Origin of the sequence: Lentzea xinjiangensis, assembly GCF_900110955.1 — a bacterium.
GTDB lineage: Bacteria > Actinomycetota > Actinomycetes > Mycobacteriales > Pseudonocardiaceae > Lentzea > Lentzea xinjiangensis.
This window is the reverse complement of record NZ_FOFR01000006.1, coordinates 256,431-267,646: the sequence shown is the minus strand read 5'-3', so window position 1 is coordinate 267,646 and position 11,216 is coordinate 256,431. Positions and strand designations below refer to the sequence as shown.

13 protein-coding genes are annotated in these 11,216 nt (G+C 71.2%); 5 read left to right on the top strand and 8 right to left on the bottom strand.

What is annotated here, in order from left to right; all coding sequences use genetic code 11:
- Window positions 1-7: 7 nt before the first annotated feature.
- From BMW88_RS16490 to BMW88_RS16475, 4 genes are all read left to right on the top strand, one after another.
- Complete coding sequence (locus BMW88_RS16490) at window positions 8-406, top strand: ankyrin repeat domain-containing protein (protein WP_245777833.1); 399 nt, start codon at window positions 8-10, stop codon at window positions 404-406.
- 167 nt (window positions 407-573) lie between these two features.
- A complete protein-coding gene (locus BMW88_RS16485; RefSeq protein WP_089951586.1) occupies window positions 574-1,092 on the top strand; it encodes a MarR family winged helix-turn-helix transcriptional regulator in 519 nt (172 codons plus the stop codon).
- Between the two features lie 102 nt (window positions 1,093-1,194).
- A complete protein-coding gene (locus BMW88_RS16480; RefSeq protein WP_177221133.1) occupies window positions 1,195-2,277 on the top strand; it encodes an amidohydrolase family protein in 1,083 nt (360 codons plus the stop codon).
- Between the two features lie 10 nt (window positions 2,278-2,287).
- Window positions 2,288-2,515, top strand: a complete 228-nt coding sequence (locus tag BMW88_RS16475) for a DUF2188 domain-containing protein (protein ID WP_218148085.1) — start codon at window positions 2,288-2,290, stop codon at window positions 2,513-2,515.
- A 77-nt stretch (window positions 2,516-2,592) separates the two neighbouring features.
- Here BMW88_RS16475 and BMW88_RS16470 read toward each other — a convergent pair whose 3' ends face one another.
- From BMW88_RS16470 to BMW88_RS16440, 7 genes are all read right to left on the bottom strand, one after another.
- Window positions 2,593-3,837, bottom strand: a complete 1,245-nt coding sequence (locus BMW88_RS16470) for a glycosyltransferase (RefSeq protein WP_089951583.1) — start codon at window positions 3,835-3,837, stop codon at window positions 2,593-2,595.
- On the bottom strand, window positions 3,834-4,715 hold the full coding sequence (locus BMW88_RS16465) for a DUF3152 domain-containing protein (RefSeq protein WP_245777832.1): 882 nt from the start codon (window positions 4,713-4,715) through the stop codon (window positions 3,834-3,836). Before BMW88_RS16465 ends, BMW88_RS16470 begins: the two co-directional genes overlap by 4 nt.
- 15 nt (window positions 4,716-4,730) lie before the next feature.
- Window positions 4,731-5,441, bottom strand: a complete 711-nt coding sequence (locus BMW88_RS16460) for a hypothetical protein (protein WP_089951582.1) — start codon at window positions 5,439-5,441, stop codon at window positions 4,731-4,733.
- Window positions 5,438-6,061, bottom strand: coding sequence for a hypothetical protein (locus BMW88_RS16455; protein ID WP_089951581.1), 624 nt, complete (start codon window positions 6,059-6,061; stop codon window positions 5,438-5,440). Before BMW88_RS16455 ends, BMW88_RS16460 begins: the two co-directional genes overlap by 4 nt.
- Window positions 6,062-6,250: 189 nt before the next feature.
- Window positions 6,251-6,781, bottom strand: a complete 531-nt coding sequence (locus BMW88_RS16450; RefSeq protein ID WP_143116102.1) for a hypothetical protein — start codon at window positions 6,779-6,781, stop codon at window positions 6,251-6,253.
- Window positions 6,782-6,866: 85 nt separating this feature from the next.
- Window positions 6,867-7,253 (bottom strand): hypothetical protein, encoded by a 387-nt coding sequence (locus tag BMW88_RS16445; RefSeq protein ID WP_089951579.1) that lies wholly within the window; start codon window positions 7,251-7,253, stop codon window positions 6,867-6,869.
- Window positions 7,254-7,256: 3 nt separating this feature from the next.
- Window positions 7,257-8,072 (bottom strand): lysozyme, encoded by an 816-nt coding sequence (locus BMW88_RS16440; RefSeq protein ID WP_089951578.1) that lies wholly within the window; start codon window positions 8,070-8,072, stop codon window positions 7,257-7,259.
- 221 nt (window positions 8,073-8,293) lie between these two features.
- On the opposite strand from BMW88_RS16440, the gene BMW88_RS16435 reads away from it, so the two are divergent.
- Window positions 8,294-10,639 (top strand): transglycosylase domain-containing protein, encoded by a 2,346-nt coding sequence (locus BMW88_RS16435; protein ID WP_245777831.1) that lies wholly within the window; start codon window positions 8,294-8,296, stop codon window positions 10,637-10,639.
- A 24-nt stretch (window positions 10,640-10,663) separates the two neighbouring features.
- Here the strand turns inward: BMW88_RS16435 and BMW88_RS16430 are convergent, their stop codons facing one another.
- Window positions 10,664-11,215 (bottom strand): CGNR zinc finger domain-containing protein, encoded by a 552-nt coding sequence (locus BMW88_RS16430; RefSeq protein WP_089951577.1) that lies wholly within the window; start codon window positions 11,213-11,215, stop codon window positions 10,664-10,666.
- Between the last annotated feature and the right edge of the window lies 1 nt (window position 11,216).

The following is an 11,216-nucleotide window of genomic DNA, read 5'->3' as shown; positions in this document are numbered from 1 at the left end:
GCCGGCCGTGACGAGCGGACTCACCCAGGAGGAGCTCGGCTTCCTCCAGTCGATGTTCGACCTGGCCCGCGCCGGTGACACCGAGCGTCTGGTGGAAGCCGTCGACGCGGGCGTGCCGGTGAACCTGACCAACGGCTCCGGCGACACGCTGCTCATCCTGGCCGCCTACCACAACCACCCGGACGCGGTGGCGGCGTTGCTGGAGCGGGGTGCCGACACCGGCCGGGTCAACGACCGGGGCCAGACGGCGCTCGGGGCGGCGGTGTTCCGCCGCTCCGAGCGCTCGGTCACCCTCCTGCTGGAAGCGGGGGCGGATCCGGCTCTCGGGCCCAAGTCCGCCCTCGACGTGGCCCGGTTCTTCGACCTGCCGGAGATGCTGGCCCTGCTGACCGCGCGGCAGGGCTGAGCGCAGGACGGTGTCAACTGCCGGTGGCGGCGGGCGCGAGGGAATCGCGGGTGTCGTAGCGCCAGAACGGGCGCACGCACACCGCCGCCACCCCTACCAGGCCGGCGAGCGGATCGGAACCTCGGATTAGCTTTACAGAAAGCTATCCGTAAAGGTAGCTTGCCGACGTGCCGGAGAGTGCGAAGGACGACGACTTGGTCGGCTCGGTGGTGGCGTGGTGGGCGCGGCACGCGCCGGAGCTGCCGGCGCAGACGATCGAGTTCACCAAGCGGGTCGCGCGGATGCACGCCCTGACCGACCGCGTCACGGTCGCCGTGCTGACGGGCTTCAGCCTGAGCCGCGCCGAGTACGACGTCCTCGGCACCCTCCTGACGGCCGACCGGCCCGGTCTGAGGCCGTCCGAGCTGTCGTCCCGGCTGCTGCTCACCACCGGCGGGCTGAGCAACGTGCTGCGGTCGCTGGAGCGCCGCGGTCTTGCCGCACTGACCTCCGACTCCGCGGACCGGCGCGGCAGGCGCGTCGCGCTGACGCCGGAGGGGGCGGACGTGGCCGGGCGGGTGGTCCGCGAGGTCGTGGCCGCTCAGCACGCGTTGCTGAGCACGGCCTGCGAGGCGGACGTCCGCGTCGGCACGGCGGCGCTCGCCGCCGTGCTCGCCCCGCTCGAGTCCCGCGCCGCCGGCCGCTGAAACCCGGTCACCACACCGCACGGAGGTAGGACCATCTCCCGCTTCACGATCACCGACGTCCACCCGCTCACCCCCGAGGGGACCTTCGGCCCGGTCACCTCCGTGCCCGTCGAGAACGGCGTGATCGGCGTGATCGGTGACAGCGCCGGCGGGGAGGTGGTCGACGGGCGAGGTGGCTACCTGCTGCCCGGGCTCATCGACACGCACGTGCACATCGGCGGCGCCGCCGAGCTCGCCGCCGGGCTCCGCTGGGGCGTGACCACGATGCTCGACATGGGCACGACCCGGTGGGACGAGCTGCGTGCCTTGCGGGACAACGAGTCCGACGACCGTTCCGACGTCCGCGGAGTCTCGTACCCGGCGTGCGCCGTGCGCGGCACCGCCGTGCGCAAGATGGGGTATCCCGCCTCCACCGCGGTGCGCGGTCCCGCCGACGCGGCGCGGTGGGTGGCCGAGCGGCTGCGCCAGGACCCGGACCACCTCAAGATCGTGCTGGAGGAGCGGCCGCTGCCGTTCCAGCCGAGACCCCTGCGTCCGGACACCGTCGCCGCACTCGTGGCCGAGGCCCACCGCGCCGGGAAGAAGGTGGTCGTCCACGCCGCGTCTCCACAGGCCTACGAGATCGCGCTGGACGCGGGCGCCGACGTCATCACCCACGCGCCCATCGGCGCCGCGCTGTCCGCCGGCCTGGCCCGCCGGGTCGCCTCGTCCGGCACGGCCGTCTCCCCCACGCTGGTGATGATGCGCACGATCCTGGAGACCCTCCGGTTGCCGATCAAGCCGCGGTCGCTGCACTTCGGCCAGACGACCGCGTCGGTCGCGGCGCTGCACGACGCCGGCGCGACGATCGTCCTCGGCACCGACGCGAACGCGGACGAGACCTCACCGGCCCGCGTCGCGCACGGCGTCGCCGTGCACGAGGAGCTCGCCCTGCTGGTGGCCGCCGGGCTCAGCCCCGCGGACGCGCTCGCCGCGGCGACCTCGCGCGCCGCGGCGGTGTTCGGCCTGGCCGACCGCGGGGTCATCGCCGCGGGCAAGCGCGCGGACCTCCTGCTGCTCGCCAGGGATCCGACCGCGGACATCACCGCCACGCGCGACATCATCGGTGTCTGGAAGCGCGGCATCACCCCGACGGGTGTTGAAGATCCGGTTCCTGGGCACCCCCTGTCACGACAAGACGAGTGAGGAGGCCGTGATGCAGGGCGATGTCGAGACCTACCACGAGAACGGGACCTGGAAGAACAAGGTCGAGGGCAACTCGCAAGCCTCCAGCACGCACGACACCAAGGACGAGGCGGTCGCCAGGGGTCGTGAGATGGCCGTCGATCGCGGTGTCGAGCACATCATCCGCAACATGGACGGCACGATCAGCGAGAAGAACACCTACCCGCGCAGCAGCGACCCGCGCGACATCCCCGGCTGAGGTTCGAGCCGCGGCACAGAAGTGCGGCGGACCGCGTGAAGGCCGTCCCGGACCCACTCCGGGACGGCCTTCCGCCGTCAGCGGGCGACCGCTCCCGCACCGTCCACATCAGACGGTCGCTCGCCGCCCGCGGGAGTCCGGCGGACCCGCGCGTACGGCTGTGCGGGCTTGCGCTGGGACGTGATGACCTCGGGGCCGGTCGCCTGGTGGTACGCCCGGACCACGTCCGGCACCACGCGCCCCCACGCGTAGCGGATGTGCGTGCGGTCCTGGCCCGCGGCTCCCAGCTCCTGGCGCCGGACCTCGTCCGCGAGCAGGGATCGCAGCGCCCGCGCCAGCAACGCGGGCTTGCGGGGCGGGACGTGCAGGCCCGTCACCTCGTGCACCACGGACTCGGCGAGACCGCCGGCGGTCGACGCCACCACCGGCACGCCGCACGCCATCGCTTCGAGCGCGACGATTCCGAACGACGGACGCCGGGACGGGCACGCCACCACGTCCGCGGAGCGGATCAGCGCGGGCATGTCGGAGTGCCGCACGCGGCCGAGGAAGCTGACGCGGTCGGCGACGCCGAGCCGCTCCGCCAGCGCCGACAGGCGCCGGAAGTCCGCGTCGCCCGCCAGCTCGGACCGGCGGGGACCACCGGCGACCACCAGCTCGGTGCAGCTCACCACCGTGAGCGCGGTGATCAGGTCGTCCACGCCGTCGTGCGGCGCCAGGCCGCCGGCGGTGAGGACGCGGGACCTCCCGTCCCGCGGCGCGGCCGGGCCGTTCGGCGTGAACAGCCGCGTGTCGACACCCCACGGCACGGTGGAGATCCGCGACCGGCGCACGCCCATCCTCGCCAGCTCGTCCGCTTCCTGGCCCGACGAGGCGATCACCGCGGTCACCCCGCCGCCGACCAGCCGCTCGATCTCGGCGGAGCCGCCGCCTTCGAGCCCGTGGTAGCTCTGCACGACGGGGATCGCGCTCCGCCGGGCGCTCAGCACGGCCGCCAGGCCGGACGTCCAGTGGTGGGCGTGGATGACGTCCGGCGCGCCGGAGGCCCACCGGTCGGTCAGGAACTGCGCGAACTCGCCGATGTGCGGGACGACGTCCTCGTCGTCCGGGCCGGCGGGCACGTGCACGACGTCGAAGCCCTCCTCGGCGCGCACCGGGTCCGGCAGGCGCCCGCCCGTCCGCCGGGTGTAGACCGTGAGGTCGTGCCCGAGCCGGCGCAGCTCCTGCGCCAGCTTCGCGACGTGCAGCCGGCGGCCGGCGGCGTCCGGGTCGCGCAGAGCGGTCAGCGGGCTGTCGCACAGGGAGATCATCGCGATCTTCACCTGCTCACCTCCGGGTGCGGCCAGGGGTTGGCGACGCACGTCTTGCCGTCGCGGGGAACGGTGAAGCCCTGAGGACTGGGGGCGGTGATCTCGGCGAGCCTGTCGTTGGAGACCGAGAAGGTCTGCTGCATCATCACGGGCGCGGGTGCGCCGTCGGCGGGACAGGCCTCGTGGCCGTGCCCGAGGAAGTGCCCGATCTCGTGGTTGATCAGGTACCTGCGGTAGCCCTCCAGATCGCCCGCGAACGACTGGGCTCCGCGGAACCACCGCGGCGCGCTCACGTACACGACGCCGCCGGCGTAGCAGGAGGTGTCGTAGGGCAGGTCGAACCCGCAGATGGCCCGGGCGGTTCCCGTCGCGGTGAGCCGGATCCGCACGTCCGGCTCCTCGACGTCCACCCGGCGGAAGGCGACCTCACCCGACGCGGTCCACCCGCGCGGGTCCGCGAGTGCCGCGTCCACCGCCGCGGCGAACTGCTGGTGGGTGTGGGGCAGCACGGCGCCCTGCTCCACCTCGACCGAGTAGGTGCGCACCTGGCCGGTGCCGACCTGCGCCGTGGTGCCCGCGATGGTGCGCCACCAGCCTTCGCCCTCGGCGCGCACGGCTTCGCCCGGCGGGAGCTCCGGTCCCGGCCGGTACCGGACCGGCTTCCTCTCGCCGGACGCCGGTGGCGGTTCCGCGGACGGCGCCGGCGACGAGGACGCCGGCGCGGGCGTCGGTGAGCTGCGCACCGAAATGCTCGTCACCACCGCGGGAGCCTCCGGCTGCGCGAGGGTGCGCGGGGACGGCTCCGGAGGTGGCCAGCTCTTCAGCATGCCGATGGTCACTCCGGCCAGCATCGCGGCGAAGACGTACATGACGATTCTGCCGACGGACATGAAGTCACTCCCCTGTCACGAACAGCTGAACAGCACAGGGCAGGGCGCGTGGTGCAACGCCGCCCGCGCGCCCGGCTGGAGACCTTCCGCCGGAGCGCGTTCCCGGCCGGACACCACGAGCAGGTCGCTCGGGAACAACCGCACCTCCTCGTCCACGGCCCTGGCCTCGCGCACCAGCTCGACGATCACGTCGGGGCAGGCGGCGTGGACGAGGTCCGCGGCGGCGTCGAGCGAGCGGGACGACCCCTGGTACGGCCGGGTCAGCACCCGCAGCCGGGTCGCCCGCCGGGCGCGGCAGAAGGCGATCGCGCGGTGCAGGACGCCCTCTCCCCCGACGGAGTCGAGAACCGCGGTCACCACGCCGAAGCGGCCGGCGAGCGCGGTGGAGGAACCGCCGAGGACCGCGACATCACGGCAGTCGCGGCCCGCCAGCGGCGGAACGGTCAGAGCGGCGTACCGCGAGACGACCACCAACGCGCCCTCCCAGCGCGCGGGGGGCGAACCGTGGTGTTCGATGTGGACGGACAGCTCCCGGTGCTCCGCCAGCAGGGCCGCCACGTCGGTGTGCGCGGGGTCGTTCTCCGCCGCGGCGCGGACGACCAGGCCGACACCGAGCGCCGCGGCGCACGCGGCCGCCCACCGGACGCCGGGAACACCGCAGTCGCGAACGTCGACGAGCACGCACGTGGCCGTGATGCCGGCCGGTTCGTGGGCCAGGGCGGTCACAACGTCACGCTCGGCTCTTCGACGGCGGCCTGCTCGATCTCCGCCGGCGCGGGTTCGCTCCGCCTGGGCAGCGGCAGGTCCGTGGTGATCGCGATCTCGGAGTACCACTGGTCGAGCAGCTGCTGGCGCTCGGCGAGCTCGGCGAGCATGACGCGGGACTGCTCCAGCGCCTCGCCGACGATCTCCCTGGCGCGGCGGCTCGCCTCCGCGAGCCGCCGCTGGGTCTCCTGCTCGGTCTCGTCGAGGAGGCGGGCCTGGCGGGCGGCGGCCTCCTCGGCCTGGTCCACCGCCTGGTCGGCGCGGACCTGGGCCTCGGCCTCGATCTCCTCCGCCTTGCGCTTCGCGACGTGCAGGAGGTAGCGGATGCACCCGGAGACGGCGCTGTTGTCCTTGCTGTACCCCGCGTGGATCATCCGGTACTCGGCTATTTCGGAACGGGCTTCCTCGAGGTGCCGGGCGAGGTCCGCGGCCGTGGCGAGTGCGGCGTCCCGATCGGCGCAGGCGGTCTCCAGGAGCCCTTCGAGCCGGGCGTGCTCCTCGTCGACCTGCTTGCGGTCGTAGCCGAACCATCGGGTGCGGAAGGTCGTGGCACCCTCGTCCAGGAGTTCGTCGAAAGCCATTGCCCGTGTCCTTTCCTGAACGTGGGCGGTGGTGGTCTCCAGGCTGGTACCCCCGTGCCGAACCGCCAGTCATTCCCAACCAGGTATGCACTCTCTCTAGTGAATTCCTTACGGACTGTCATCACCCCGGTGAGCGACACACGAACGCGCCGGGTGGTGGTTCCCGGCGCGTTCCGGCCCGTGCCGGGCTCAGCCCCGCTCGCTGCGCAGGAAGGCGACGTACGCGTCGGCCGCGGCGCGGGCACGCTCCCGCAGCGCCTGCGGATCCGTCGCGGCCGCGGCCTTGAGCCCTTCGCAACTGGAGGCGAGCACGTCGGGTCCGAGAGTGCTCATGGCCATGTCGGGCAACTCGTCCTTCATGCACCTGGTGGCCCGCCCGACGGCATCGGGGTTGCAGTAGTCGTCCGGCGAGTAGCACTTCTCGACGGCACTGTCGAGAACGGGCTTGCTGTCCTTGTAGATGAGCTCCATCCCGCCGAGCCCGGCCAGGGACTTGGGGAGGACGACGTTCTTGAGCTCCTGCACGTCCCCGCGGTCTGTGCCCGGTTGGAGCTGCGCGCCGCAGACGCGGGACACGAACTCCTCACGCGTGATCTTCGTCAGCGTCCCGACGGTGTCGCTGAGGTTGCCGAGGCACGCCACCGCGTTCGCAGCCGTGGGAACGAGCACCAGCGGAATCGCCGCGAACAACGCCGCCAACGCGGTCGTCCTCGTATTCATGTCGTCCTCCTGAGACTCCAGATGATCGGTCACCCGGCCTGTACCCGCGCGTTTGTGAAAAGCACACGGGTTCTCGGGTTCGACCTCATCGAGTGACGGTGAACTCGTGTTCGACTTTGGCGTCCAGCAACAGCGGTGTGGCATTGCGAACGCGGGCGAGCAACTTGTGGTCGCCCTCCTCCGGTTCGAAGCCGGCGAGGATCAGGCGGTTACCCGTGCGGCGAGTGGCGACCACTTCGTCGTCCACGAGCACTTCCACCCGGTCCAGCGTCCTCGTGTCACCGGCTGTGACGCTGATGTTGTTGTAGACGGCCGCCGCCCTCAGGACCGCACCGTCCTCGATGCCGCCGACGGTGAGGCCGGCTCGCTCGATGTGCACCATGGAGCCGATCACGACGGTCGACGACACGGCGAACACGGCGGCGAGGAAGACCAGCAGGAGGAGCTCTGACCTGCGCGGTGAGGCGTGCATCGGTCATCCCGTGGCCAGGGCGGCGAGCCGGTCGGGGCCTCCGTTGAACACGTTCTGGTCGATCGGAGACGACGTGTACTGCCAGATCGTGTGGAACGGCCAGTTGAACGGCATCGGGCCGACCTGGGGCGCGTACCTCGCGAGCCACAACGGGTTCGTGGAACTGAAGTCACCGGTGCGGCCGGTGCACCTGTCCCACCACTGCGTGGACGTGTAGATCACCGGCCAGCGCTTGGTGAGCGCGTGGTAGGTGTCGCTGAAGCTGCGGATCCAGTTCACCATCGCGGCGTGGCTGAGGCCGTAGCAGGTGTCACCGCCGTACGGGTTGTACTCGATGTCGAGCGTTCCCGGCAGCGTCCGCCCGTCCCGCGACCAGCCTCCGCCGTTCTGCACGAAGAACCTGGCCTGCGTGGCACCGTCCGAGCGGTTGGGCAGGGCGAAGTGGTAGGAACCCCTGATCATGCCGACGGCCGCGGAGCCGTCGTACTGCTGGGTGAAGTTGGGGTTGCGGTAGTCCGTGCCCTCGGTCGCCTTGATGTAGGCGAACCGCTTGCCCGACCGCCACCAGTGTCCCCAGTCGACGTTGCCCTGGTGGCTGCTGACGTCGATGCCGTCCACCCTGCCCACGCTGTCGACCCCGAGATCGGGTGGTGTCAGCAGCATGTCACCGGTACCTTCGTGCTTGGCGATCTGCGAGCCCGCGTGGTGGTCTTCCGGCCCTTCTGCCGCGTCCGCGGTCACCGGGCTCAAAATGCTCACGGCCAACGCGATCGCAGCGGTGCGAATGACAAGGCGGCCAGCACGTGATTGCGACGGCATTGGTTTTCCTCCCCGTGCGTGAATGGTTCTGCTGGCCGACTACCCGCCGCAGGAACGGAAAAACCGGGCGTCGATTTCTTGACACTAGAGAGTGAGGACGGGGGTCGTCCCGGCACTCCGGGTGACCAATTGTCCGAAGCGGTTCATTCGATTCGGGCGGCTGGCCGGGAGTGTGATCGGGTAACCGTCGGAGGCCACATTTCAGTGAGGGGAGTCCGACGGTGGATCGCAAGAAGATCGCACGCGGCGTTGCCAAACTCGCCGGTTACTGCCTGCTCTCCGGACTGCTGGTCGCCGGGCTCCTCTTCCCCGCCACCGCGACACTGGGGACGTTGTCGAACAAGATCAGCGATCAGGTGAAGTCGACCCTCGCCCTGATGCTCACCGACCAGCCGCCGCTGATGACGACCGTGACGGACAAGGACGGGGCACCGATCGCGCACCTGTACGACCAGTACCGGGTGCGGACGCCACCGGACAAGCTCTCACCGCACATGAAAACCGCGCTGCTGGCCATCGAGGACCGCCGCTTCTACGACCACCACGGCGTCGACTGGATCGCGACGCTGCGTGCCGCGGCCCGCAACAACTCCAGCGGAACGGTGCAGCAGGGCGCGTCCACGCTGACGCAGCAGTACGTGAAGAACTACCTCGTGCACGTGCTCGCCCGCACCGACAAGAACGCCCAGCGCGCGGCCCAGGAGCAAAGCGTCACCCGCAAGCTCCGCGAGGCGCGCATCGCCGTGGGCCTGGAGACTGCGCTGAGCAAGGACGAGATCCTTGCGCGGTACCTCGACCTCGTCCCGTTCGGGTCGACGATCTTCGGTGTCGCCGCGGCCTCGCAGGCCTACTTCGACACGACGCCGGACAAGCTGACCGTCACCCAGGCCGCGACGCTCGCCGGCATGGTGAACAGCCCGACCGCGCTCGATCCCGAGGCACGGCCGGACAAGGCGCTGGAGCGCCGGAACCTCGTGATCGACGCCATGGTCACGGACGAGAAGCTGTCCAAGGAGGAGGCGGAGCGCTACAAGGCCGCTCCGCTCGGGCTCAGCGAGCCCGTCCGTCCACTCCAGACCGGCTGCGTCGGCGCCGGGCCCTCCTACGGGTTCTTCTGCTCGTTCCTGGTGGAGTACCTGAAGGAGGCCGGTTTCAGCCTGGAGCAGCTCAAGATCGGCGGCTACCGGGTGGAGACCACGCTGGACCCGAAGATCACCGAGCACGCGAAGACCGCGGTCGAGGCGCAGGCGCCGAAGAACACCCCCGGCGTGGCCAACACCATGGCGGTCGTGCGGCCGGGCAAGGACTCGCACGAGGTCGTGGCGCTGGTGGCCAACCGCGACTACGGCCTGAAGAAGGAGCAGTTCCAGACCCAGTTCGACCTGCCGAGCGGCGTGGAGAACAAGTTCGGCACGGGATCGGTCTACAAGGTCTTCACCGCGGCCGCCGCGCTGGAGAAGGGCGTCGGCATCGACACGGTCATCCCCTCGCCCAACACCTACACCTCGAAGGTGTTCAAGGGCGGCGCCGCGTCCTGCCCCTCCACCGGTGAGCCGAACACCTACTGGTACTGCCTGTCCAACCACAACGACCGGTACCCGCCGCAGATGCCGTTGCGGCAGGCGCTCGCCACCTCGCCCAACACGGCGTTCGTGATCCTGGAGGAGAAGACGGGCCTGGACGCGGTGGTGGACATGGCCTCCCGGCTCGGCATGCGCAAGACGATGGCCACGAACATCGCCGGTGTGGCGCCGGACCCCAACGGCCCCAAGGACCTCCGCGTCTCCCAGGCCGAGTTCTACAAGCGCAACGGCAACGCCTCGTTCACCCTGGGCCCCGCGCCGTCGAGCACCCTCGAGCTCGCGAACGTCGCCGCGACGGTCATGAGCGGCGGCGTCTGGTGCCAGCCGACGCCGGTCCGGCGGGTGCTGGACCGGGACGGCAAGCCCGTGGACCTCAAGCGGCCGCCGTGCGAGCAGGCGGTGCCCGAACCCCTCGCCAACGCGCTCGCCAACGGCCTCAGCGAGGACAGCAAGGGCATGGGCACCGCCGCCGCGGCGGCGCGCAAGGTCGACTGGAAGCGCCCGATGATGGGCAAGACCGGGACGACGGAGGAGTACAAGTCCGCCGCGTACCTCGGCGCCACCCCGGACTACGCCGCCGCCGTGCAGGTGTTCAACGACAGCACGTCGCCGAAGGGCATCTGCATCGGCTCGGGTCCGCCCCAGCTCTGCCCAGAGGGCAACATCTACGGTGGCACCATTCCCGCGGCGACCTGGTTCGACACGATGACGAAGGTGCACGCGGGCCTGCCGGAGAAGCCGCTGCCCCAGGTCGAGGACCGCTACCGGCTCGGTGACGAGAAGAACAGGGCGCCCGCGCCGGCCGCGTCGCCTTCCCCCACCCCGACGGTGGTGGCGCCGCCTCCCCCGCCTCCCGCGGCGGTGGCACCGTCACCGGCACCTCGGCCGTCACCCGCTCCCCGGCCGTCGCCCGCCCCGCGGCCGTCAGCCGCTCCCTGGCCGTCACCGACTCCCTGGCCGTCGGTCGTGCCACCCACCCGCTGACGGGTCAGGAGCCCGCAACGGTCCTCACCGGTCCGCGCGGCGTTCGCGGAAGGCGATCATGTTCATCCGGTTGCCGCACCGCACGCTGCAGAACCGCTTGAGGCCGTTGCGGGACAGGTCCAGCAGGAGGCCCGCGCAGTCGTCGGCCGCGCAGATCCGCAGGCGGTCCATCTCGTCCATCCGGATCACGTCGATGAGGGCGAGCGCGGCCTCCACCCGGATCCGCTCCCCCAGCGGGGAGCCGGGCTCGGTGGCGTGCATGTGCCAGTCCTGCGAGTCGTGCCGCACGAGGTGCGGGAGCGCCTTGGCGTCGCGGAGGATCTTGTTCACGGCGACGACGGCGTCATCGCGGTCGAGGGTCCACACGTGCCGGAGCAGCGCGCGCGTGCGGTGGACGTCGCGCAGTTCGGCCTCGTCGTGATCGATCCGGCCCGTGAACGGGTAGCGGTCCAGCAGCTCTTTGAGCTGGCCGACCGTGGCCACCTCGTCCGCGCCGCTGCGCGATGCCGACGGATCGGTGTTGCACAGGGTGACGACGAAGAGGAGCGACTCCTCCGTGTCAGGAGCAAAACGCAAG